This is a genomic window from Salinicola salarius, from assembly GCF_002179555.1.
Taxonomy (GTDB): Bacteria; Pseudomonadota; Gammaproteobacteria; order Pseudomonadales; family Halomonadaceae; genus Salinicola; species Salinicola salarius_A.
The window spans coordinates 1-23,972 of sequence record NZ_NHOU01000030.1; the positions used below are offsets into that span (position 1 = coordinate 1).

General features: G+C 63.4%; 21 protein-coding genes. 8 read left to right on the plus strand and 13 right to left on the minus strand.

Going from position 1 to position 23,972, the window contains the following annotated elements:
• Positions 1–160: 160 nt before the first annotated feature.
• On the plus strand, positions 161–607 hold the full coding sequence (locus tag CCD76_RS16055) for a universal stress protein (protein WP_087720446.1): 447 nt from the start codon (positions 161–163) through the stop codon (positions 605–607).
• Between the two features lie 34 nt (positions 608–641).
• Here the strand turns inward: CCD76_RS16055 and CCD76_RS16060 are convergent, their stop codons facing one another.
• Positions 642–1,379: a GntR family transcriptional regulator gene (locus CCD76_RS16060; RefSeq protein ID WP_218777056.1), complete on the minus strand. Its 738-nt coding sequence runs from the start codon at positions 1,377–1,379 to the stop codon at positions 642–644.
• Between the two features lie 192 nt (positions 1,380–1,571).
• On the opposite strand from CCD76_RS16060, the gene CCD76_RS16065 reads away from it, so the two are divergent.
• Positions 1,572–2,405: an amidohydrolase family protein gene (locus CCD76_RS16065; RefSeq protein ID WP_087720448.1), complete on the plus strand. Its 834-nt coding sequence runs from the start codon at positions 1,572–1,574 to the stop codon at positions 2,403–2,405.
• An 89-nt stretch (positions 2,406–2,494) separates the two neighbouring features.
• Positions 2,495–3,796, plus strand: a complete 1,302-nt coding sequence (locus CCD76_RS16070; protein WP_087720449.1) for an SLC13 family permease — start codon at positions 2,495–2,497, stop codon at positions 3,794–3,796.
• Between the two features lie 198 nt (positions 3,797–3,994).
• On the opposite strand, the gene CCD76_RS16075 is transcribed toward CCD76_RS16070, so the two are convergent.
• Positions 3,995–5,479: an amidase gene (locus tag CCD76_RS16075; protein WP_087720450.1), complete on the minus strand. Its 1,485-nt coding sequence runs from the start codon at positions 5,477–5,479 to the stop codon at positions 3,995–3,997.
• A gap of 330 nt (positions 5,480–5,809) precedes the next feature.
• On the opposite strand from CCD76_RS16075, the gene kdgD reads away from it, so the two are divergent.
• From kdgD to pnp, 4 genes are all read left to right on the plus strand, one after another.
• Positions 5,810–6,727, plus strand: coding sequence for a 5-dehydro-4-deoxyglucarate dehydratase (kdgD, locus tag CCD76_RS16080; protein ID WP_087720451.1), 918 nt, complete (start codon positions 5,810–5,812; stop codon positions 6,725–6,727).
• 114 nt (positions 6,728–6,841) lie between these two features.
• Positions 6,842–8,197, plus strand: a complete 1,356-nt coding sequence (locus CCD76_RS16085; RefSeq protein ID WP_087720452.1) for an enolase C-terminal domain-like protein — start codon at positions 6,842–6,844, stop codon at positions 8,195–8,197.
• Positions 8,198–8,357: 160 nt separating this feature from the next.
• On the plus strand, positions 8,358–9,935 hold the full coding sequence (locus tag CCD76_RS16090; RefSeq protein ID WP_071232332.1) for an aldehyde dehydrogenase (NADP(+)): 1,578 nt from the start codon (positions 8,358–8,360) through the stop codon (positions 9,933–9,935).
• Between the two features lie 219 nt (positions 9,936–10,154).
• On the plus strand, positions 10,155–12,284 hold the full coding sequence (gene pnp, locus CCD76_RS16095; RefSeq protein ID WP_087720453.1) for a polyribonucleotide nucleotidyltransferase: 2,130 nt from the start codon (positions 10,155–10,157) through the stop codon (positions 12,282–12,284).
• Between the two features lie 65 nt (positions 12,285–12,349).
• Here the strand turns inward: pnp and CCD76_RS16100 are convergent, their stop codons facing one another.
• From CCD76_RS16100 to dksA, 9 genes are all read right to left on the minus strand, one after another.
• The gene (locus CCD76_RS16100) at positions 12,350–13,375 is read right to left on the minus strand and encodes an acyltransferase family protein (RefSeq protein ID WP_087720454.1); all 1,026 of its coding nucleotides are present in this window, start codon (positions 13,373–13,375) and stop codon (positions 12,350–12,352) included.
• 152 nt (positions 13,376–13,527) lie between these two features.
• The gene (coaA, locus tag CCD76_RS16105; RefSeq protein ID WP_087720455.1) at positions 13,528–14,484 is read right to left on the minus strand and encodes a type I pantothenate kinase; all 957 of its coding nucleotides are present in this window, start codon (positions 14,482–14,484) and stop codon (positions 13,528–13,530) included.
• Positions 14,485–14,535: 51 nt separating this feature from the next.
• Positions 14,536–15,021 (minus strand): GNAT family N-acetyltransferase, encoded by a 486-nt coding sequence (locus tag CCD76_RS16110; protein ID WP_087720456.1) that lies wholly within the window; start codon positions 15,019–15,021, stop codon positions 14,536–14,538.
• The gene (gene panC, locus CCD76_RS16115; RefSeq protein WP_087720457.1) at positions 15,014–15,889 is read right to left on the minus strand and encodes a pantoate--beta-alanine ligase; all 876 of its coding nucleotides are present in this window, start codon (positions 15,887–15,889) and stop codon (positions 15,014–15,016) included. The genes CCD76_RS16110 and panC overlap by 8 nt, the downstream gene beginning before the upstream one ends.
• The gene (gene panB, locus CCD76_RS16120; RefSeq protein WP_087720458.1) at positions 15,889–16,680 is read right to left on the minus strand and encodes a 3-methyl-2-oxobutanoate hydroxymethyltransferase; all 792 of its coding nucleotides are present in this window, start codon (positions 16,678–16,680) and stop codon (positions 15,889–15,891) included. Before panB ends, panC begins: the two co-directional genes overlap by 1 nt.
• 171 nt (positions 16,681–16,851) lie before the next feature.
• A complete protein-coding gene (gene folK / locus CCD76_RS16125) occupies positions 16,852–17,349 on the minus strand; it encodes a 2-amino-4-hydroxy-6-hydroxymethyldihydropteridine diphosphokinase (RefSeq protein ID WP_087720459.1) in 498 nt (165 codons plus the stop codon).
• Positions 17,342–18,772 carry a polynucleotide adenylyltransferase PcnB gene (gene pcnB / locus CCD76_RS16130; RefSeq protein WP_087720460.1) on the minus strand — a complete coding sequence of 477 codons (1,431 nt, stop codon included), beginning with the start codon at positions 18,770–18,772 and terminating at the stop codon, positions 17,342–17,344. The genes folK and pcnB overlap by 8 nt, the downstream gene beginning before the upstream one ends.
• A gap of 949 nt (positions 18,773–19,721) precedes the next feature.
• Positions 19,722–20,612: a tRNA glutamyl-Q(34) synthetase GluQRS gene (gene gluQRS / locus CCD76_RS16135; RefSeq protein ID WP_087720471.1), complete on the minus strand. Its 891-nt coding sequence runs from the start codon at positions 20,610–20,612 to the stop codon at positions 19,722–19,724.
• A 105-nt stretch (positions 20,613–20,717) separates the two neighbouring features.
• A complete protein-coding gene (dksA, locus tag CCD76_RS16140) occupies positions 20,718–21,155 on the minus strand; it encodes an RNA polymerase-binding protein DksA (protein ID WP_087720461.1) in 438 nt (145 codons plus the stop codon).
• Positions 21,156–21,413: 258 nt separating this feature from the next.
• Between dksA and sfsA the strand changes: the two genes are divergently transcribed.
• Positions 21,414–22,175 carry a DNA/RNA nuclease SfsA gene (gene sfsA, locus CCD76_RS16145; RefSeq protein ID WP_087720462.1) on the plus strand — a complete coding sequence of 254 codons (762 nt, stop codon included), beginning with the start codon at positions 21,414–21,416 and terminating at the stop codon, positions 22,173–22,175.
• On the opposite strand, the gene metW is transcribed toward sfsA, so the two are convergent.
• Together metW and metX are read right to left on the minus strand one after the other, a co-directional pair.
• Positions 22,172–22,768: a methionine biosynthesis protein MetW gene (metW, locus tag CCD76_RS16150; protein ID WP_087720463.1), complete on the minus strand. Its 597-nt coding sequence runs from the start codon at positions 22,766–22,768 to the stop codon at positions 22,172–22,174. The genes sfsA and metW overlap by 4 nt on opposite strands.
• Complete coding sequence (metX, locus tag CCD76_RS16155) at positions 22,768–23,925, minus strand: homoserine O-succinyltransferase MetX (protein WP_087720464.1); 1,158 nt, start codon at positions 23,923–23,925, stop codon at positions 22,768–22,770. Before metX ends, metW begins: the two co-directional genes overlap by 1 nt.
• Positions 23,926–23,972: the final 47 nt, after the last annotated feature.

The window sequence follows — 23,972 nt, forward strand, 5'->3', positions numbered from 1 at the left end:
CGTCTACTACGTCCCCGAATGAACGCTTACTCCTGGCGTGCATTGTCTACGCTGTAGTCAGGTTCGCTATCCGGTATCGCAACGAGCCGGGTAGTCGAATCGCGTCGTTTACACCCAGGCAGTCACGCCAAGTCAGTCATCACATCAGGAGGTGGCGGTCATGACTCAGCAGATACTGGTACCCATCGATGGATCGGTCAGCGCACGTCAGGCGCTGGCGCACGCATGCCTCGTCCAGCGTGCGACCCAGGCCAGAATCCACCTGTTGCACGTGCCCGAGGTGCCGGTTGCCAAGGATGCGCTCGGCGCGAAGGTGGGAGCCGCGCCAGCCGACTACACGCCCGAGAAGGGACGGCTGGTGGGGGAGCGCCTGCTCGAGGAAGCCTGGCAGGCGATGTGTGGCGATTCGGACGAGGTGACCTATCACATCGTGGAAGGGCGGCCGGTCGAGACCATCGTGCGGCAGGCGACCGAGCTCGGGGTCGACATGATCATCATGGGCAGCCGCGGCCTGAGCAATCTGAAAAGCCTGGCTGTCGGCAGCGTGTCGCACAAGGTAGCGCATCTAGCTCCTTGTGCGGTGCTGACGCTGCACGTGCCCGGCTAGATGCCGGACGAACGGTTTGCCGCGAGGCCGTCGATCAGGAGATGTCGACCTGATAACGGAAGGTGTCCGCGGCGCCGCGTGAACGCCGGTATTCCAGCGGCGTGCGGTCGTAGCCGAACGCCAGTCGCTCGATCATGACGACCGGCTGGCCGGTGCCGATACCGAGAACCCCGGCGAGTGTCGCGTCGGCCGTCTCGACGGTCAGGGTTTCCCGCGCCGAACCGATCAGTTGCCCGCATTGGGTCTCGTAGAACGGGTAGAGCAGATTGCCGAAATCGTCGGGATCGATCTGCATCAGGGCTTCGAATCGGCTGGCCGGCAGCCAGATTTCTTCGTGGTAGACCGTCGTCCCGTCGAGTTCCCGCACTCTCTCCAGTCGAATCACTTTCTCCGACGAAGCCAGTGCCAGCGCGTCCGCCACGTAGGACGGCGGAGACGTCAGTTCCCGGGCCAGGATTCGGCCATTGGGAATCCGGCGCTCGCCCCTGGCATCCACCTGGCGGAAGAAACGGAACAGCGAACTCTCGAAGTTGGGGCGCAGGACAAAGGTACCGCGCCCCTGGCTGCGCTTCATCAGCCCATCCTGGACCAGTGTGTCCACGGCCTTTCTCAGCGTGCCGACGGCGACACCGTAGTGCTTGGTCAGCTCGGCTTCGGTCGGGATCGCGCCGCCCGGCGCCCATTCGCCGGCGGCGATCTTGGCCAGCATGTCGTCGCGCAGGCGCTGGTAGAGCGGCAGCCGTTCGTCGGTCATGGAGCCTGTTCCCTTCATGAATGTTTCCTCCACGATGTTCCAGACAAATGTATCACCTTTGTTTTCATCTTTAGTCGTAACCCCGGAAGAATGCGTCCGATGCGGTGTATGCTTGCGCCCGCTGTTATTCAACTATATGAATAGATCTTTCATTGAGACCGGACGTTTCGTTCGCCGTCACGTGTTCATGTCATTCACCAGGGGCCACCTATGACGCAACTCGCTTCCGTCGCGCTGACCGGCGTCGATACGCATGCGCATATCTTTCACCAAGGGCTGGAGCTAGCCGGCAATCGCCGCTACAGCCCGGATTATGACGCGACCGTCGAGCAGTATCTGGCGCATCTCGATCATTGCGGCCTTTCTCATGGCGTGCTGGTACAGCCGAGCTTTCTGGGTACCGATAACCGACATCTGGTCGATGCCCTGCGTCGCTTTCCGCAGCGTCTGCGCGGCACGGCGGTGGTGGCGCGTGACGTGACCGAGGAGACGCTGGACGAACTGGCCGAGGCGGGTGTGGTCGGCATTCGGCTCAACCTGATCGGGCAGCCGCTGGAAGACTATCGTAGCGCGTCCTGGCGGACGTTGTTCGCCAAGGTGGCACGGCTCGGCTGGTCGGTGGAGATTCAGCGGGGCGTGGAGGATCTGGGCGAGATCGTGCCGCAGATTCTGCAGTCCGGCGTGGCGGTGGTGATCGACCACTTCGGCTTGCCCGACGGCGAGATCGACCCGGCCAATTCGGATCACCGGACGTTGCTGTCGCTGCTGCCGAGCGAGGCGATCTGGATCAAGTTGTCGGCGACCTACCGCAGCCGCTCGACGCCGGCTCAGGCACGGCGCTCGATCGAGCGTCTGCGCGATGCCTATGGCCATGGCGATCGGCTGGTGTGGGGAAGCGACTGGCCTCACACGCGGTTCGAAGCCCACACCGATTACGACGCCCAGTTCTCGCTGATGGAGACGCTGCTGCCGGACGCCGCCGAACGCCGGAAGATCCTGATCGATAACCCGGCCAGGCTGTTCGGAATCGATCGGGCTGCCTGAAGGCCAGTCGGCCAGGTTTCGTCGAGAAGGGATCCTCGAAAGGGATCGATTGAAAACCCATAAAGACAAGCGCTACGGGGAACAACGTCATGATGAGTCTTCTGGTGGTGGGAGCGATCGTCGTTTCCATCGTTCTGGGATATCGCACCAGGATCAATATCGGTCTGTTCGCGATTGCCTTCGCCTATCTGATCGGCTGCTTCGGGTTGGGCCTGAGCCCCAAGGAAGTGGTTGCCATGTGGCCACTGAAGATATTCTTCATCATCTTTTCGGTGTGTCTGTTCTACAGCTTCGCGATCGTCAACGGCACGCTGGAGAAGCTGGCCGAGCATCTGATGTATCGCTGCCGGCATTTCCCGCACCTGTTGCCCTTCGCCATCTTCCTGGCGGCGGTGGTGATCTCCGCCCTGGGGGCCGGCTATTACACCGTGCTGGCGTTCATGGCGCCGATCACGCTGCTGCTGTGCGAGCGCACCAGACTCAACCTGATCGTCGGCGCCATGGCGGTCAACTACGGCGCATTGGCGGGCGCCAACTTCGTCTCCAGTCAGAGCGGCATCATCTTCCGCACGCTGATGACCAATTCCGGCATTTCCGATGACCAGGCGTTCATCAACAGCTTTGGCATCTTTGCCAGCACCATGATCGTGCCGATCGTCGTTCTCGCCGGCCTGATCCTGTTCAGCCGAAAGCGGGGCGCGGCGATGGTGTCGCTGGCGCACGTCGAGCGTCCCGGCCCGCTCGATCGCGAACAGCGCTCCACGCTGATTCTGACCCTGCTGATGATGGCTACCGTGCTGTTGCCTCCGATCGCCAGCCTGGTGCTGCCCGACAACGGCGTCGTCGCACTCATCGATTCCAAGGTGGATATCGGCCTGATCGCCAGCGTGTTCTCGGTCATCGCGCTACTGATGAAGCTGGGCGATGAGCGCAAGGCGATCGCTTCGCTGCCGTGGGGCACGATCATCATGATCTGCGGTGTCGGCATGCTGATCTCGGTGGCGATCGAGGCCGGCACCATCGATCTGCTCGGCTCCTGGATCGGCACCAACATTCCGCCGGTCCTGATCCCCGTGGCGTTCGGCATCGCTGCCGCGTTCATGTCGCTGTTCGCGAGCACGCTGGGGGTGGTCACGCCGGCACTGTTCCCGCTGGTGCCGTCGCTGGCCACCACACTCTCGATCGACCCGATGATCATCTTCATCGCCATCGTCGTCGGCGCACAGGCCACCTCGATCTCGCCGTTTTCCTCCGGTGGCAGCCTGATCCTCGGCTCCTGTCCCACGGACGAGGCGCGCGCGGGGCTGCTGCCCAAGCTGCTGTTCCGTGCGGCCCCGCTGGGCTTCGTCGCTGCGCTGGTGTTCAACCTGATGCTGGCGTTCGTGTTCTAGCAAACCGGCGGTGATTCAGCGGTCCCTCCGGGTATCGACGCCGTTGGGATGCATCGAAGCAGTGGGGATGCATCGAAGCAGTGGGGATGCATCGAAGCAGTGGGGACGGATCGAAGACGTTGGAATGAGTCGAAGACGTTCGAATGAAAGAAAAGAGGCGACGGAATCCCGTCGCCTCTTTTTTTGCCCGTGACCGGGTTATTCGCCTAGCGTCGGCGGCAATCGCGCCAGATCGCCACTGGCCGCCTCGAAGGCGCGTGCCAGTTGCAACACGCCCCAGTCGTCGCGGGGTCGGCCGATCAGCTGGAAGCCTATCGGCAGGCCGGCGCCGTTGAGTCCGGCCGGCAGACTGATCGTCGGGGCGCCGAGCATCGAGGCGGGAATCACGACTTCCATCCAGCGGTGATAGGTATCCATCGCGCTCCCGGCGATCTCGCGCGGCCAGTGCGTTTCGACGTCGAAAGGAAAGACCTGGGCGCTGGGCATGGCCAGGTAGTCGAAGCGCTCGAACAGCGCGCTCCAGGCCCGGTAGGCATCACCACGCTGGACGTTGGCCACGTGGATATCCTGCGCCGAGAGCGCCAGACCGCGTTCGACCTCCCACTGCGCTTCCGGCTTCAATCGCTCTCGCGTGGTAGGGGTGACGTAGAGCGCACCCAGGTTGCCGGCAACGGCCCAGTGGCGCAGCGTCGTCCAGCTTTCCCACAGCATCTCGGCGTCGAAGGGCAGGTCGATCGCCTCCACCTCGCAGCCCAGCGGGGCGAAGCGTTCCAGCGCCGCTCTGCATTGCGAGAGCACGCCCGCTTCCATCGCCAGATGCCCCCGCCAGTCGCCGAGCCAGCCGATCCGCAGCCCGTGAACGTCGCGGTCGAGCGCGCCGGAGACGCTGCTGCCGTCGGGAATCAGCGGCTCCCCCAGCGAGAGCGGGACACGTGGATCGAAGCCGGACTGCGTGTCGAGCAGGCGGGCCACGTCTTCGACGGTTCGCCCCATCGGGCCGTTGGTGGCGAGCTGTTGACCGAACGGGTCGGCGACGAGACCGGGCACGCGGCCGAACGAAGGGCGAAAGCCGATCACGTGATTGAAGGCGGCGGGGTTTCGCAACGAGCCCATCATGTCGCTGCCGTCGGCGACCGGCAGCATCCGCATGGCGAGCGCTGCCGCCGCGCCACCGCTGGAGCCGCCGGCGGTGCGCGAAGGATCGAAGGCGTTGCGAGTGGCGCCGAATACCGGGTTGTAGGATTGCGAGCCCAGGCCGAATTCCGGCGTATTGGTCTTGCCGATGAAGATCGCGCCGGCTGCACGCATGCGCTCGCTCATCAGGCTGTCCTGCTGGGCGATCTGGCCGGAGAACAGCGGAGAACCCTGGGTCGTCGGGAAGCCTTGGGCGTCGGAGAGATCCTTGATCGCCTGCGGGAAGCCGTGCATCCAGCCGCGCGACTGCCCCGCAGCGAGTTCGCGATCGGCGAGCTCGGCCTCGGCGAGCAACGGGGCGCGCTCGCGGCGGGAGATGATGGCGTTGACGATAGGGTTCACGGCGTCGATATGATCGAGGTAGGCGGTCATGACCTCGCGACAGGAGACCGATCGGTCATGGATGCGCTGCGACAGCCTGGTCGCGTCCCAGGTGACGATCTCGTTCAGCGGCGGTCGGACAGGCGTGCGGTCGGAAGCGTTAGACATCGGCAAAGATCCCGGCAAAAGAGGGTGTCGATCAGCATACCGCAGTCAGGTGACTGTCATGCCGCTACGGCACGTCAGGCAGTCTTCTCTCCGATCCGATCTTGATGCAACCGTTCGTCTGGGCGCTCGGATTCGGCCATGCAGCCCTGGGTGACGCCAGGTTCAGCAAAGACGAGACATGCACCCAGCAGAATCCATCGAAGGTCTAACGGCATTCTGGTATGATGTATGACAACATATCGATAGAATCCTGCTTCCGCTTGCGCCATTTTAGCGCGGCGGCAGTCGGCCGAATGTCTGCATACGTTAACCCATGATAAGGGGAATCAGGTGAATTTTTCCAAAGAAGCGGTCGTTACCTCTATCACCGACGGTTTGCTGTCGTTCCCGGTGACCGATTTCGATGCCAACGGCAAGTTCGATGTCGAAAGCTACCGTCGCCGTCTGCTGTGGCTGAAGGAGTATGAAGTTTCCGCCCTTTTCGTGGCTGGCGGCACTGGCGAATTCTTCAACATCACCATCGATGAATATCGTGAAATCGTCAAAGTCGCCGTGGAAACCATCGGTGGGCACGTGCCGGTCATCGCCAGCGCCGGCCAGAGTGCCGAACTCGCCAAGGCGCACGCCAAGGCCGCCCAGGAAGCGGGCGCCGATGGCATTCTGCTGATGCCGCCGTACCTGACCGAGTGCCCGGAATCCGGCATCGTCGAGTACGCCGCCAGCGTCTGCGATTCCACCGACCTCAACGTGATCTACTACAACCGTGCCAACGGCTATCTCACCGTCAATGCCGTTCAGGCATTGGCCGATCGCTGCCCGAACCTGGTCGGCCTGAAAGACGGCAAGGGCGACATGCAGGCGCTCAACATCATCATCAAGACGCTGGGCGATCGCCTCGCCTACGTTGGTGGCGTGCCGACGGCCGAGATCATTGCCGAAGCCTATCTGGCCATTGGCGTCAGCACCTATTCTTCCGCGGTGTTCAACTTCGTGCCGGACATGGCCGTGAAGTTCTACAAGGAGCTGCGCAAGGGCAATAGCGAGTTCGTGCGTCAGGCGACTCGCGAGTTCTTCATTCCGTTCGTCACTATGCGCGATACCCAGAAAGGCTATGCCGTCAGTCTGATCAAGGCCGGTGCCGACCTGGTCGGTTATCCGGGTGGCGACGTGCGTGCGCCGCTGACCATGCCCAACGAGAAAGAGCGGGCCACGCTCAAGCAGTTGATCGAAAAAGCCAACGCGCTCTGAGCCGATTGATGCGCTGATTGACAAGACGGGGCGGTCTCGAGACCGCCCTGGTTATCTCTGGGCGCTGGGCCTCGACTGTGCAGCGCGCGCCCGTATTGCCGACGGAGGAGTTCAATGCCGAGTCATGGCACGCCTACCATCACCGATATGCAGGTCATTCCGGTCGCCGGTCGCGACAGCATGTTGCTCAATATCGGTGGTGCACATTCGCCTTACTTCACCCGCAACCTGATCCTCCTCGAAGACAGTGCCGGTAATGTCGGCGTGGGCGAAGCGCCGGGTGGCGAGACGATCCAGCGCTCTCTGGAGCAGGCGCGCCCACTGGTAATCGGTCAGCCCATCGGCAAGCTGCGCTCGATGGTGGCATCGCTGCACTCCGCCGGTCGTGGCGCCGATTTCGAGGATTTCGGCAAGGGTTCCTGGACCTTCGAGCTGCGTGTCAATGCGGTGGCGGCGCTCGAAGCCGCTCTGCTCGATCTGTTCGGCAAGTTCCTCGACGTGCCGGTGGCCGAGTTGCTGGGCGACGGCAAGCAGCGCGATAGCGTCGAGGTGCTGGGCTATCTGTTCTTCATCGGCGATGGTCACGCCACCCCGCTGGGCTATCGTCGTGGTACTGAGCGTCGCGGAACCGAGGACGCCAGCCACGACTGGTACCGCCTGCGCGACGAAGCGGCAATGACGCCGCAGCGTATTGTCGAGCTGGCCGAGGCGGCCCACGATCGCTACGGTTTCAGGGATTTCAAGCTCAAGGGCGGCGCGCTGCCGGGCGAGCAGGAAATCGAAGCGGTCACGGCGTTGCACAATGCGTTTCCCGAGGCGCGAGTGACGATCGATCCCAACGGCGCGTGGTCGTTGCAGGAGGCGATCCGCCTTTGCAAGAACCTGCACGGCGTCATCGCCTATGCCGAGGATCCTTGCGGGGCGGAGCAGGGCTTCTCCGGTCGCGAGATCCTGGCCGAGTTCCGCCATGCCACCGGATTGCCGGTCGCCACCAACATGGTGGCTACCAACTGGCGCGAGATGGCCCACGCACTGATGCTGCGTTCGGTCGACATTCCGCTGGCCGATCCGCACTTCTGGACGCTTTCCGGCGCGGTGCGTGTCTCCCAGCTGTGCCAGGACCATGGCATGACCTGGGGCTCGCACTCCAACAATCACTTCGATATCTCGCTGGCGATGTTCGCCCAGGTCGGCGCCGCTGCGGTCGGCCGTACCACCGCGCTGGATACCCACTGGATCTGGCAGGAGGGCGATGCCCGGCTGACCCGTGAGTCGCCGCAGATCGTCGATGGCAAGGTTGCCGTCACCGACGCTCCCGGGCTGGGTATCGAGGTCGACATGGAACAGATCGAGCAGGCCAACGCGCTCTATCGCAGCCTGCCTGCCGGCGGGCGCAACGACGCCATGGCGATGCAATATCTGATCGATGGCTGGCAGTTCGATCCCAAGCGTCCGGCGCTGGTACGTTGAAATGGCCGTGCGGTGGACGCATGTAGTCAGGATTGCCCGGCGGGAACGACCCCGCTCGGTCACGATGTCGAGACACGATGCCAAGGCGGGTGAAAGACAAGTGGCATCCGGCCTAATGCCGGAAGATGAATGAGTATCCACCATCACTGCAGGAGGCAACATGAATCTGACAGGTGAAATGCTGATCGGTCAGCAGGCCGTCAAGGGTAGTCGCGATCCGATCCAGGCGATCAATCCGGCGACCAACGAGCGCTTGGATCCGAGCTATCCCGGTGGCACTCAGACCGAAGTCGATCGCGCCTGCGAACTGGCGTGGAGCGCCTTCGACAGCTATCGCGAAACCTCGCTGGAGGAGCGCGCCACGTTTCTGGAAACCGTTGCCGACGAGATCGAAGCGATCGGTGATGACCTGATCGAGCGTGCCGTGGCCGAGTCCGGTCTGCCGCAGGGTCGTATCCAGGGCGAGCGGGGTCGTACCTGCGGTCAGTTGCGCCTGTTCGCCAAGACCGTGCGCGCCGGCGAGTGGCTCGATGTCCGTATCGACCCGGCGCTGCCGGACCGCCAGCCGATGCCGCGGGTCGACCTGCGTCAGCGCCACATCGCGCTGGGCCCGGTCGTGGTGTTCGGTGCCAGCAACTTCCCGCTGGCGTTCTCCGTCGCCGGTGGCGATACCGCATCGGCGCTGGCCGCCGGCTGCCCGGTGATCGTCAAGGCGCACGGCGCGCATCCGGGCACCAGCGAGCTGGTGGGTCGCGCCATTCAGGCGGCAGTCAAGAAGTGCGGTCTGCCGGAAGGCGTGTTCTCGCTGATGTACGGCTCCGGTCGCGAAGTCGGCACCGCGCTGGTCACCGATCCGCGCATCAAGGCGGCCGGCTTCACCGGTTCGCGCAGCGGCGGTCTGGCGCTGTGGAAGGCGGCGCAGTCGCGTCCCGAGCCGATTCCGTTCTACGCCGAAATGAGCTCCATCAATCCGGTCTTCCCGCTGCCGGCAGCGCTGAAGGCGCGGGGCGAGGAGATGGGCAAGGCGTTCGTCGCTTCGCTCAACATGGGCGCCGGCCAGTTCTGCACCAATCCCGGGCTGGTGATCGCGATCAAGGGCCCGGAGCTTGATGCCTTCGTCAACGCTGCCAGCGAGGCGGTCAAGGGCAGCGCTGCGCAGACCATGCTCACGCCGGGTATCTTCGATGCCTACGAAAATGGCGTCAGTACCCTGGCAGGCAGTGGCAAGGCGAAGGAAGTGGCGCGCGGCCAGAAGGGCGAAGGCCCCAACCAGTGCCAGACCGGCCTGTTCCTGGCTTCCGCCCAGGACTTCCTGAGCAGCGATGCGCTGCAGGAAGAAGTCTTCGGTTCGACGTCGCTGGTCGTGGAATGCGCCGACGCGGCCGAACTCAAGCAGGTGGCCGAGCATCTGGAAGGCCAGTTGACCGCCACGCTGCAGATGGACGATGCCGATCTGGATGCCGCCAGGGCACTGCTGCCGATCCTCGAGCGCAAGGCGGGCCGTATCATGGTCAACGGCTGGCCGACCGGGGTGGAAGTGTGCGATGCCATGGTTCACGGCGGACCGTTCCCGGCGACTTCCGATTCGCGCACGACATCCGTGGGCACCGCGGCGATCTTCCGCTTCCTGCGCCCGGTCTGCTATCAGGATCTGCCAGACGCGCTGCTGCCGGAAGCGATCAAGCATGACAACCCGCTGAAACTGCGGCGCCTGGTCGACGGCAAGCGCGAAGCGTAAGTCGTCGCCGGCGAGGCTGGGCCGTCGTCGATGGCCCGGTCGCCCAGAACAAGAACCTCTGCCCTCAGGGCAGAGGTTCTTGCGTTTGTAAGACGGCGCTTTCCGGCACCGGCCGACAGGAGACCAAGATTGGCCACTGGTAGCTCTATCCTTCACGAACGCCTAGAATGAGCGCCGAGTCAAACGACCCCAATGAATTCGACAAGTCAAGGAAAGCCCGTGAATCCGGTTCAGACCACGTTCCAGTACGGTTCGAGTACCGTCACCCTAGAAACCGGGCGCATTGCGCGCCAAGCTACCGGCGCCGTGCTGGTGACCATGGACGACACCGTGGTGTTGTGTACCGTGGTCGGCCGCAAGGAGCTCAAGCCCGGTCAGGATTTCTTCCCGCTCTCCGTGCATTACCAGGAGAAGACCTATGCCGTGGGCAAGATCCCCGGCGGCTTCTTCAAGCGCGAAGGGCGCCCGACCGAGAAAGAGACGCTGACCTCGCGTCTGATCGATCGGCCGATTCGCCCGCTGTTCCCGAAAGGCTTCATGAACGAAGTCCAGGTCATCTGTAACGTGCTGTCCGCCGATCGCAATCAGGATCCCGACATCGCTGCGATGATCGGCACTTCCGCGGCACTGGCGATCTCCGGTCTGCCGTTCAGTGGCCCGATCGGCGCGGCGCGTGTGGGCTTTACCGAGTCACGCGGCTACTTCCTCAACCCCACGGTCGAGGAACTGGACACTTCCGAGCTCAACATGGTCGTGGCCGGTACCGACAAGGCAGTGCTGATGGTCGAGTCCGAAGCCAAGGAGCTGACCGAAGACGAGATGCTGGGCGGCGTGCTGTTCGCGCACCAGGAGATGCAGGTCGCGGTCGATGCGATCAAGTCGCTGGTCAGCGAAGCGGGCAAGCCGAAGTGGGACTGGCAGCCGGCCGCCGACAACGTCGAGCTCAAGCAGGCCATGGCGGCGTCTTTCGGAACCGCCGTGGGTGAAGCCTATCGCATCACCGACAAGATGGCGCGTCAGGACGCGCTGGCCGAAATCCGCACCAAGGCTATCGAGCAGTTGGCCAGCGGTGACGCGGCGCAGTTCAGTGTCGACGAAGTCTCCGGTGCGCTGGCGGGTCTCGAGAAGAAGACCGTGCGCAGCCGTGTCGTCGCTGGCGAGCCGCGTATCGACGGTCGCGATCACAAGACCGTGCGGCCGCTGGACATCAAGGTCGGCGTGCTGCCGCGCACCCATGGTTCGGCGCTGTTCACCCGTGGCGAGACGCAGGCGATGGTCATCGCCACGCTGGGTACGCTGCGCGACGCCCAACTGATCGAATCGCTGGAAGGTGAGCGCAAGGATCGCTTCCTGATGCACTACAACTTCCCGCCGTACAGCGTGGGCGAAGCCGGCTTCATGGGCGGTCCCAAGCGTCGCGAGATCGGTCACGGCCGTCTGGCGCGTCGCGGCATCCAGGCGATGCTGCCCAACGATGACGACTTTCCCTACACCATCCGTGTCGTCTCCGAGATCACCGAATCCAACGGTTCCAGCTCGATGGCGTCCGTGTGCGGCGCGTCACTCGCGCTGATGGACGCCGGCGTGCCGATCAAGGCGCCGGTAGCGGGTATCGCCATGGGTCTGGTCAAGGACGACGATGGTTTCGCCGTGCTGACCGATATCCTCGGTGACGAAGATCACCTCGGCGACATGGACTTCAAGGTGGCCGGTTCCGCCAACGGCGTGACCGCGCTGCAGATGGACATCAAGATCGAAGGCATCAACGAAGAGATCATGGAGACGGCGCTGCAGCAGGCACATCAGGCGCGCATCGATATCCTCGATCAGATGAACGTGGTGATCGCCGAGAGCCGTAACGAAGTCTCCGACTACGCGCCGGCGATGCAGACGATCAAGATCTCGCCGGACAAGATCCGCGATGTCATCGGCAAGGGTGGTGCGACCATTCGCGGCATCTGCGAAGAGACCGGCGCCTCGATCGATATCGACGACGACGGCACCGTGCGCATCTACGCCGAAGACCGCTCCGCGGCTAAGCGCGCCATCGACACCGTGCTCGGCATCACCGCCGAAGCCGAAATCGGCAAGCTCTACCGCGGCAAGGTGGTGCGTCTGGCCGACTTCGGTGCCTTCGTCAACTTCATGCCGGGTACTGACGGTCTGGTGCACATCTCCCAGATCGTGCCGGAGCGCGTCAATGACGTGAAAGACTTCCTGAGCGAAGGCCAGGAAGTGACCGTCAAGGTGCTCGATATCGACAACCGCAATCGCGTGAAGCTGTCGATCAAGGAGATCACGCCGGAAGAGAAGGCTGCCTTCGAAGCGTCGCTCGCGATCGAAGAGTAATTCTTCGGCGCTAACCGAAACGCCCGGCCTGCATCACGCAGGCCGGGCGTTTTTTTATGCTGCGCTCATGCCGTAACGGTTCGAGGACGTAACGTGGGTAGATGACGCTTGAGCTGTCGCGAGAATGCCTTCTCCACGAACTCGTAGCTCAGCCAGGAACAGATCGCGATGACGGGCAGACAGATTGCCAGCGCCAGATAGGGGCTGAGTCCGAACTGCTCGGTCAGGACGTAGTTGCCCGACCACAGCACGATCACGTGCAGCAGGTACGTCGAGTAGGACCAGTCCCCCATCGCCTTGACGACACGATTATCGCCGATGCGCGATTCCAGGCCGATGAAGGCGATCACCAGCAACGCGCTGGGCAAGCCCCAGGCAAAGAAGCGCGTGGCGCCGGAAGGGTCGTTGAAGCAGAGAATCGTCGCGAGGCTGGCCAGTGCCAAGCCGATCGGCCACCAGCGGCCGCCGGGGATCCCGTAACGACCATGGACGACGGCGATCCCCATCCCCAAAAGGAACTGGAAAATGATCGGATCCGTGTAGAAATTGCTGAGGAAGGGCTGGTGGGCGAAGAGCGTATTGATCACCACGATGGCCACTACCACCGCCCATAGCCGCCACTCGCGCTTGAGCACCAGCGAGGCGGCGAAGACGACGTAGAACAGCATTTCGAAGTTGAGCGTCCAGCCTACCGGCAGGATCGGATAGTAGCCGTAACCGGCCGGGTTCTCCGTGGGGATGAAGAACAGCGACAGAACCAGCTGCTTGAGGCCCAGGCCGTACTCGGGCATCACATCGCTGGCGAAGTAGATGACCAGCGCGGTAATGGCGGTATAGAGCCAGTAGGCGGGAACGATGCGGACGACACGATGCAGCAGAAACTGCGGCATCGTCAGCCGCTTGCCGCGACTCGAGACGTAGATGACGAAACCGCTGATGACGAAGAAGATATCCACACCCACCTGACCGCGGGTAGAGAACAGATACTCGATCCAGTTATCGGCCTTGAAACCGAAAAACACCTGCATGAAGTGATGAAACACGACGATCCACGCCGCCAGGGCCCGTAGCGCCTGTACCGAAATCAGCATCCCTACTCATCCTTGCCATGAACTCCCAAGACGCACTATGGGAAGGATAAGAAAGGAAAAAGTTCGCTGAATTTACGCAAAATAACAAAACGGTGTTCGGTTCGATCGGGCCGGCCATGGGGCAACGGCCAGCCAGCCCTCGTTCGAGGCGATTACAGCTTGCGCAACGCGACCTGTTCCACCAGATGATCGTGGCCCTTGCGCAGGATCAGGTCGGCACGGGGGCGAGTGGGAAGGATGTTCTCGCGCAGGTTGCGCCGATTGATGTCCCGCCATAGCCCTTCGGCGATCTCGAGCGCTTCCGCTTCTCCGATCTGGGCGTAGCGGTGAAAGAACGAGTTGGTGTTCTGGAAGGCGGTCTGTCGCAACAGCTTGAAGCGTTCCAGGTACCAGTCGTGAATATGGTTTTCCTCGGCATCGATATAGATCGAGAAATCGAAGAAGTCCGACACGAACGGCACCATCTTGCCGTCTTCCGGAAGATCACGAACCTGCAGCACATTGATGCCCTCGACGATCAGGATGTCGGGGCGGTCGACCGTCTGGTATGCGTGTTCGCGCACGTCATAGGTCAGGTGCGAATAGAGCGGTGCCTGGACGTTGCGGGCCCCCGCCTTGATCCAGGAGAGAAAGCGCAGCAGGGCGCCGATATCGTAACTCTCGGGAAAGCCCTTGCGCGCCATCAGGTCCTTGTCGCGCAGCGTGGCGTTGGGGTAGAGAAAGCCGTCGGTCGTGACCAGGTCGACCTTGGGGCTGGAAGGCCAGCGCGCCAGCAGCTCCTTGAGGATGCGCGACGTGGTGGACTTGCCCACGGCGACGGAACCGGCGATGCCGATGATGAATGGCGTCTTCTGGGTGTCGTCGATGTCCAGAAAGCGCTTGCGCTGGGCGTAGAGCCGCTGGCTGGCTTCGACGTAGGAAGAGAGCAGGCGCGACAGCGACAGATAGATCCGCCGGACTTCGCCCAGATCGATCGGATCGTTGAGCGAACGCAGCCGCTGCAGTTCCTCGGCGGAAAGCGTCTGTGGCGTGTCGGCGCGAAATTCGGCCCACTGCTCGGCCGTGTAGAACTGATACGGAGAGAAGGGGTCCGGTCTCAATTGGTTCATCGGGTCTCTTTCGCTGACGAGCTGGCGGCGGGGTCGAGGCGCCGCCAGAGGCTATGGGTCTTTATTGTCGACATCTTCAAATTGTCTCAGCTGCATGGGCTGAATGCCACGCGTATCGACCGCGCCCTGTTCGACGAAGCCCAGGCGCCGATAGAGATCGATCGCGGGCCGGTTGTCGGTGAAGACGTTGAGCGTGACGTGCTCGGCGCGACGCTGCCGTGCTTCCGTCAGCAGCCGGCGGCAGAGCGATTCGCCCAGCCCGAGGCGCCGATGGGCTGGCGAGACGATGACGCGGGCCAGGTGGTAGTGGCGTTCGCCCTTGATGACGAGCTGGCCGAAGGCGATCGGTTCGCGTTCCGAGACGAGGCAGAACGAGGGTAGACCGCCGCCATCGATCTCTTGCCACAGCGTGGGGCCGTCCGTCGGCCACGACAGGCCGGGCCCGGCCCAGCGTTCGAGAGCCTTCGGTGTCTCGACCCATTCGGCGATGGGCGTCAGGTCCGTCGGCAAGGCCGGCCGCCAGGGCACGTCAGCCATGGCGAGTGCCGGCTTCAGCAGGACGAAACGCGACGGCGAGGTTATCGATCAGACGTGTCGAGCCGAGATAGACCGCGCCCAGCAGCCGGCCCTCGTCATGCTTGGCGGCGTCGAACGGTGCCAGTGACGGCCCCCTGAGCTCCAGATAGTCGAGCCGAAAGCCGGCCTCCTGCAGCGCTTGCCTGGCTGCTGCCAGGGCGTCAGCGGGCGACTGGCCTCGAGCCAGCGCGTCGCCACAGCGTGACAGCGTCCGGTAGAAGGCCGGTGCCAATGCCCGGTCGCCGGGAGAGAGATAGCCGTTGCGGGAGGAGAGCGCGAGGCCATCTTCGGCCCGAACGGTGGGAACGCCGACGATCTCGATCGGGAAGTGCAGGTCGGCGACCAGCTTGCGAATCACCGCCAGCTGCTGGAAGTCCTTCTCGCCGAAGCAGGCGATATCGGGCTGGACGAGATGGAGCAGCAGTGACACCACCGTGGCGACGCCATCGAAGTGGCCGATGCGGGTGCCGCCGCAAAGCCCCTCGGAGACGTCGGGCACGTGAACCTGGGTCTGCGTCTCCAGCCCGTTGGGATAGAGCGTCTCGACGGCGGGGGCGAACAGCAGGTCGCAGCCGCGCGCCGTCAGCAGCTCGCGGTCGCGGTCGAGCGTGCGCGGGTACTGGCCGAAATCCTCGCCGGCGCCGAACTGCAGTGGATTGACGAACAGCGTGGCGACCACGACATCGGCCAGCGATCGCGCCCGGTCCACCAGCGTCAGATGGCCTTCGTGCAGATTGCCCATGGTCGGTACCAGCGCGACGGATCGCCCCGCCATGCGGTGCTCGTGCAGCCGCTCGCGCAGCGGCGCAATATCGTGCAGCGTCTGCATCAGAAACAGTGCTCCTCGGCCGGGAAACGGCGGGACTTGACCGCTTCGTCATAAGCGCGGAACGCCGCTTCGATACTCTCCTGGCCCGTCAGGAAGTTCTTGACGAAGCGAGGCACGTAGCCGCTGTTGAGCCCCAGGGTGTCGTGCATGACCAGGATCTGGCCATCGACGTCCGGCCCGGCACCGATGCCGATGACAGGCACGTCGACGGCCTCGCGCACTGCTCGCCCCACGGCCCGGGGCACGCATTCGAGCAGGATGACGGCAGCGCCGGCTTCCACTAGCTGCCGCGCGTCCGCGACGATACGGTCGGCGGCGTCGGCTGCCTTGCCCTGCACCTTGAAGCCGCCGAGCTGGTGGACGCTCTGCGGCGTCAGGCCGAGATGGGCACAGACCGGCACGCCGCGACGAGAGAGTTCGCGAATGCCTTCGGCCATCCACGCCTCGCCCTCGATCTTGATCAGCTCGGCGCCGGCACGCATCAACTCGCCGGCATCGCGCAGCAGCTGGCCGATATCGGCGTTGCTCATGAACGGCAGGTCGACCATCAGCAGGCTTCGCTGCTTGCCCCGCGCCACACACGCCGTGTGGTAACGGATGTCCTCGAGGGTCACCGGCAAGGTGCTGGCATGGCCTTGCAGCACCATGCCCAGCGAATCGCCGACCAGCAGCACATCGACCCCGGCGGTATCGGCGCAGCGCGCCAGGGTGGCATCGTAGGCGGTCAGGCAACTGAAGGCTTCACCACGCGTCTTGCAGTCGCGCAGCGTATCGAGGGTAACGCGCTTCATGTTTTCTACTCCCAGGGACGGCTGGCCCCGCTCGCCGACAGGCGCCCTGTCGCGGCGGCGGGGATGGGCGGCGACAGGGCGCCCCGCAATGGCAATGCGGAGCAGAGTGTAATGGGTTGTCGGCAAGACGCAACAAGACGTTAGCGGCAGGCGTGAGCCACGGGGATGGGTTCAGTCGTGCAATCGACTCAGCGTCTGATCCGTGAGACGTGCGGCAAGCGCCAGCGGCGTTTCGCCATCGATGGATAGCGTCGGGGCGATTTCGGCGAGAGGCTCGAGCACGAACCGGCGACGAGAGATCTCGGGGTGAGGAAGCGTCAGGCGTGGCGTGTTTTGCTGTAGGCCCGCGTACCAGAGCAGGTCCAGGTCCAGCGTGCGCGGCCCCCAGTGGCGTTCGCGTACCCGCCGATGACGCTGTTCGAGCGCCTGAAGCTGATCGAGCAGCGCCAGCGGCGAAAGCCGGGTACGGATGGCGGCAACGGCGTTGATGAAGTCCGGCTGATCCTGAGGGCCGACCGGCGCGCTGGTGTAGAGAGAAGAGCGGGCGACGCACTCGCTCAAGGGCAGCGACGCCAGGGCCGAGAGCGCCCGTTCGAGCTGATTACGTGGCGCTTCGAGGTTGCTGCCCAGGCCGATGTAGGCCAGGGCATGGTGCTCGCGCTTAATCATCCAGCGTCGGTGGTGTCGGCTTGTTGGTCGGGCGCCGGCGTTTGCGCGGACGGCGTCGGCGCGGCTTGGGCGTCGGCCCGGCCGGATTGCCGCCATCGGTATTCGCCAGCAGCTGGCGCTGGCGCTCTTCGTCGGCCTGCTGGAATTCGGTCCACCACTCGCCGAGCCCCGGCGTCAGTTCGCCGGCTTCCTCTCGCAGCAGCAGGAAGTCGTAAGCGGCGCGGAAGCGGGGATGCTCCAGTGTCTGAAAGACTCGACGACCCCGACGGCGGGGCAGTTGCTGCTGAAGATCCCAGATATCCCGCATCGGCATGCTGAAACGCTTGGGGATCGAGGTGTGCTGCAACTGGCGGCTGATGACCTGTTGCGCGGCGGCCTGCTGGGCCGGGACTCCCGACAGGTCCTGCTCATGGGCGATGCGCAGGGTGCGTTGCTGTACACAGGGCCACAGCAGGGCGCCGAACAGAAAGGCGGGCGTTACCGGGCGTTCCTGAGCGATACGGGCATCGGTATTGGCCAGCGCCTGCTCGATGAGCTTGACCGCCCAGGGCTGCTCTTCGAGAACCTCGTCGCTTTCCGGGAAGAGCATGGCGAACAGGCCGTGTTCGCGCAGCACCCGGAAACTCTGCAGCGCATGGCCGGAGAGGAACAGCTTGAGTACTTCCTCGAATAGCCGCGCCGGGGGAATCTGCAAAAGCAGCGGCGCCAGCTCGCGAATCGGCGCTTCGGTCTCTTCGGAGATCCGGAAATCGAGCTTGGCGGCAAAGCGCGCGGCTCGCAGCATGCGCACCGGATCTTCGCGATAGCGCGTCTCCGGGTCGCCGATCATCCGGAGTACGCGGTCCTCGAGATCCTGAAGGCCGCCGGTCCAGTCGTGAATGGCAAAGTCGGTGACGCTGTAATAGAGCGCGTTGACGGTGAAGTCGCGGCGGATCGCATCTTCTTCGACGCTACCCCAGACGTTGTCGCGTAGCAGCAGGCCTTCATCCGACTGCTGACTGAGGTTGCCGGTATGCTCTTCGCCGTGGCGGCCGCGGAAGGTGGTGACTTCGATGACTTCGCGGCCGAAACGCACGTGAACGATACGAAACCGTCGGCCGATGATGCGCGAATTGCGAAACAGCTGGCGCACTTCGTCCGGCGTGGCGTTGGTGGCGACGTCGAAATCCTTGGGGCGGTTGCCGAGCAGCGAGTCGCGAATGCAGCCGCCGACCAGGTAGGCGTCGTAACCGGCGCCGTTGAGCCGGTAAAGCACCTTGAGCGCGCTCTCGCTGAGGTTCTGGCGCGAGACATTGTGTTCGTCGCGAGGCAGGACTTGTCGGGTGGGCGTAGTGTCTTCGGTCACTGACGCGGATTCCGGACCGAAGAGAGTCTTCAAACGTTCACCGGGACGTTGGAGAAAACGGGAAAATCCTTTGAACATGCGGCGAAATCGACTCGCGAGGTAGCAAAACTCCAGTGTAGCGGAGCCCGGAAGGCTTGCAAAGGCAGCGAGGCCTGCCGCTTTTTCCCCGGACCGCCAGCCTGGCTTCGAAACGTCGTCATGAAACGACGATAGTAAAAGGGGAGACCCGATGGGCCTCCCCTTAAGATACTTCGCAACGTCCATGCCGCTTCTTCTTGTTCGTGATGGCGCATCGCCTTGAATACGCACCACAGTCGCTGAACGATAGTGCAGTCACTGGCTTGTCGTTGTCAGCCTTGCTGTGTAGCGACCACCTCGTATTCAAAACAATAATCCAACCACGACAGGCAATGCCCTTTCTCGGTTCTTGTTGTTGTTCCGAGAAGTCTTCCTATCACGGGGAGGCTTGTTATTGTTGCCCCGTCGATGAAGAGCGTCGCGTCCTGATTTTGCGTCGGCTCGAGAACGATTGTTATTGTTCGTGTTCTCGTTCGCACTTGGCTGATCTTGTTGTTGTTGAGCCAGTGGCGATCTGCCTTCCTAGTTCGAGTGCCATATTGTCGTTGTTATGGGCACTTCGGGAATCTCGATCGACGGTTGTCGTTGTTGGGGCCGATCGTCATCCGCTGTTGTTTTTCTTGTCTTAGTTACTGCACTTGCCGTGCCACTCCGTATTTTTCTTATTTATATCAATAACTTGCATTCATCCGGTTGTGCCAATGCCATGGGGTGAGCCGGGTCATGACGGGGCCGATGATTCATGAAAGGGCATCCGAGACCGATCATGCCTATTTGTGGTGCATCCCCCCACGGCGCAATGGCGACAGGGTGGCGCAAAACGGCGCGATTTTCGCTTAGACAATAGTCTTCAATCGAAGGGGGGAAGCTGCAATCAAAGAGGTGAGCAGCCACCGGCGGTCTGTCATCGAGAGCGCCGGCTGCGGAGGAAACACGGAAAGTCGCCTGGTCAGCAATAGTCGCGGGTGGGTCTTGCCGCCAGCTTCTCGGGCGTCCAGTGCTGGCAGGCATGCGCCAGCTGCAGGGAGACCGGCGCCTCGCGCAGCTCGGATGGCGGCTGCTGATCCAGTAGCTGTAGCGCCCGGTGAAGCAGTGGCGGAGCCAGCTCGGGCTGATGGGGGATGGCGGTCGCAAGATTCTGCTTGGAGAGTTTCTGACCATCGTCTCCCAGAATCAGCGGTAGATGCAGGTATCGTGGTTCCGGATACGCCAGTGCCGCCTGAAGCTGACGCTGCCAGGGAGTGTTGTCGAGCAGATCGTAGCCGCGAACGATATCGGTAATGCCTTGGTCTGCATCATCGACCACCACAGCAAGCTGATAGGCCCAGAGGTCATCCTTGCGCTTGATGACCACATCGCCCTGAAGCGTCGGGTCGTGGCACTGGTAGCCGAACAGCCGGTCCTGCCAGGCGATCGGCTGAGGGCCCTTGTCGGTGCGCAGACGCCAGGCCTGCGGGCGTTCGGGATGCCGTGGACCCTGGCGACACCAGCCCGGGTAGTGGCCGTAATCCTGCCACTCCCGACGTGAACATCCGCAGGGATACGCCATGCCGTTGGCGACCAGCCGATCCAGCGCCGCCTGGTACGCCTCGTCACGATCGCTCTGGTAACGGACCTCGCCATCCCAAGTCAGGCCGAAGGCTTCCAGTTGGCGGCGAATGATGTCGTCGGTGCCGGGCGGGCAGCGGGGCGGATCGATATCCTCGATTCGCAGCAGCCAGCGGCCGCCGACCGCCCGAGCGTCGAGCCAGCTACCCAGGGCGGCAACCAGCGAACCCAGATGCAGTGGCCCTGAGGGCGTGGGAGCGAAGCGTCCGATGTAGCGTTGGGGGGAGATCATGGATGTCAGCGGCAATCGATATCCAGAAGGGAAAAACAAAACGGGCACCGATGAAGGTGCCCGTCGTATGGGACTGCGGTATGGGACTGCGTCCGGAACGGCTGCTCAGCCGCCGAGCTGCTTCTCCTTGAGCTCGGCCAGGGTCTTGCAGTCGACGCACAGGGTGGCGGTGGGGCGTGCTTCGAGGCGGCGGATGCCGATCTCGACGCCACAGGCCTCGCAGAAGCCGTAGTCTTCTTCGTCGATCTTCTCGATCGTTTCGTTGATCTTCTTGAGCAGCTTGCGCTCGCGATCACGTGTACGCAGTTCCAGGCTGAACCCCTCTTCCTGCGTGGCGCGATCGGCAGGGTCGGCGAAGTTGTTGGCCTCTTCCTGCAAGTGGCGAACCGTACGGTCGACCTCTTCCATCAGATCCTGTTTCCAGCCCAGGAGGATCTCACGGAAATGCGCAAGTTGCTTTTCATTCATATACTCTTCACCCGGCGCCGGCTGGTACGGGGTGAATTGGCTAGGCGCTTCCGTTTTCTTTTCCGCTACTGGCATGGGGGCTGCCTCGTTACGCAAGTGTCGTGACGCGTTTGATCTGGCCGAGGATCGGCCGGGGCAGCGTCTGCTACTGCCCGAAGCCATGCTTATTTAGCGAAAAAGCGGCCAATTTGCAACCAAATGGACGCTTTATTTTTCTCATCCCCGGCCGGAAATCCGGGGAGTCGAGCCGTGCTCTCCAGTATGCGCTGGCAGCGTCTCGCCCCCTTGATGAACCGGCTCTTCCGAGCCCCCTGCTTTCTGGATCGACACCGTATGCACTATCCCGCTCTCGTTCCCGGCATCCTGCTGCGACGCTACAAGCGATTCCTGGCCGATATCGAACTCGAGGAGGGGCGCGAGGTCGTGGCGCACTGTCCCAATACGGGCTCCATGCGAGCCGTCAACGTGCCGGGCTGTCGCGTATGGCTTTCCGAGAGCACCAATCCTGCCCGCAAGCTGGGCTGGACCTGGGAGTTGATCGAGCTGCCCGATGGCAAGGGCGGCGTCGAGTGGGCGTCGGTACACACGGGGCGGACCAATGCGCTGGTGGAAGAAGCCCTGCACGGCGACGTCATTCCGGAACTGGCGGGCTTTGACGAGCTCAAGCGGGAGGTCAGCGTCGAGGGCGCCAGGCTCGATTTCCGGCTGCGGGATGCGAATGCTCAGGACACTTTCGTCGAGGTCAAGCAGGTCACGCTCAAGGAGAGCGACGGCCATGGCTATTTCCCCGACTCGGTCAGCGAGCGGGGCCGGCGTCATCTCGAGGTGCTCGCCGAGCTGGTCGACCAGGGGCACCGTGGCGTCCTGCTGTTCTGCGCGGCACACACGGGCATCGACGATGTGGCACCGGCGGCGCATCTCGATCCGGCCTATGCGCAAGCGCTGCGAGCGGTGGCCGCCCGCGGGGTGGAGGTGCTGGCTTATGGCTGCCGGGTGACATGGGCCGAAGGGCGACCCGGCGCGATGACGCTGGACCGCCGGTTGAACGTGGACCTGGAGCGATGCTGGCCCGGGAGCGAGGTCGAATCGCGCTAACGTCCGCGGCGGACACGGAAGATCGCCGTTTCGCCGAACAGATTGGGCCAGAGCCGCGATGTCCAGTGGCCCTCGTGGTCGGCGCTGCCGACTGCTTCGTCGACGATGGTGACGCCCTTGTCGCGGCACAGGCTGGCGAAGTCCTGAAACGTCGACAGGTGGATGTTGGGCGTGTCGTACCAGGCGTGCGGCAAGGAACGCGAAACCGGCATGCGACCGCGGAAGGTCAGATGCAGGCGGTGCTTCCAGTAGGCGAAGTTGGGAAAGGCGATGATGCACTCCGGGGCGACCCGCAGCATCTGGTCGAGCATGGTGTCCGGGCGACGCAGTACCTGCAGTGCCTGGGTCATGATCACCAGATCGCAGGCATCGTCGACGAAGTTGCCCAGGCCGTCGTCGAGATTCTGTTCGAGCACGTTGACGCCCTTGCCCAGACAGGCGGCGATGCCGTCGGGATCGATCTCCAGCCCATAGCCGGTGACGTTCTTGTGGCGTGCCAGCGCCGCCAGCAGCGTGCCGTCACCGCACCCCAGGTCGAGAACATGGGCGTCGCTGGGGACCCAGTCGTAGATCAATTGAAGATCCGCACGCATCAGGCTGTCTCCCCGGTGATGTCGGCGTGGATGCGCCGCATGTAGCTGCCGAAAACCGCTTCGTACTGGTCGTTGGGTAGCAGGAATGCATCATGGCCGTGGGGCGAGTCCACGTTGACGTAGCTGACCGCCTTGCCCGCTCGCAGCAGGGCGTTGACCAGTTCCCGCGAGCGCGCCGGCGCGAAGCGCCAGTCGGTGGTGAAGCTGACGACCAGGAACGGGCACGTCGCCGGCGCCAGCGCTGCCGCCAGGTCGCCATCGTGCTGCCCCGCGGGATCGAAGTAATCCAGCGCCTTGGTCATCAGCAGATACGTGTTGGCATCGAAGCGGGTCGAAAAGGTATCGCCCTGATGGCGCAGGTAGGATTCGACCTGGAACTCCACGTCATAGCCGAAACTCAACTGATCGCTGCGCAGGTCGCGGCCGAACCGCGAGCCCATCGAATGTTCCGACAGATAGGTGATATGGCCGATCATTCTGGCCAGCTTCAGGCCGAGCTTGGGAATCGCGTCGTGGTCCGCATACCAGCCGTCGTGGAAATCCGGGTCCGAGCGGATCGCCTGTCGCGCCACTTCGTTGAAAGCGATGTTCTGCGCCGATAGCCGCGGCGTGGCCGCGATGACCGCGGCGTTGGCAACGCGTTCCGGGTAAGCGATCGTCCATTGCAATGCCTGCATGCCGCCCAGACTGCCGCCGACGACCGCAGCGAAGCGCTCGATGCCGAGCTGGTCGGCCAGGCGCGCCTGGCTGTGGACCCAGTCCGCGACCGTCATGACCGGAAACGTGGGGCCCCACCGATGGCCGGTCTGCGGGTTGATGCTGGCGGGGCCGGTGCTGCCGTGGCAGCCACCCAGGTTGTTGAGCGAGACAACGAAGAAGCGATCGGTGTCGATCACCTTGCCGGGACCGACATAGGCGTCCCACCAGCCGGGTTTGCGCTCGTCGACGGTGTGGTATCCCGCCGCATGATGGTGGCCGGAGAGCGCATGACAGATCAGAACCGCGTTGCTGCGGTCGGCATTGAGCGTGCCGTAGGTCTCGTAGACCAGCTCGAAGCGTTCGAGCGTCTTGCCGCAGGCCAGGGCCAGCGGCGACTCGAACGTCGCGGTCTGTGGTGTGACCAGACCGACGGAGTCGGCGGGGAAGGAAGCGGACATGAAACGGAATAGTCTCCAGGTTCAACCAGGACTCACGATCAGGACTC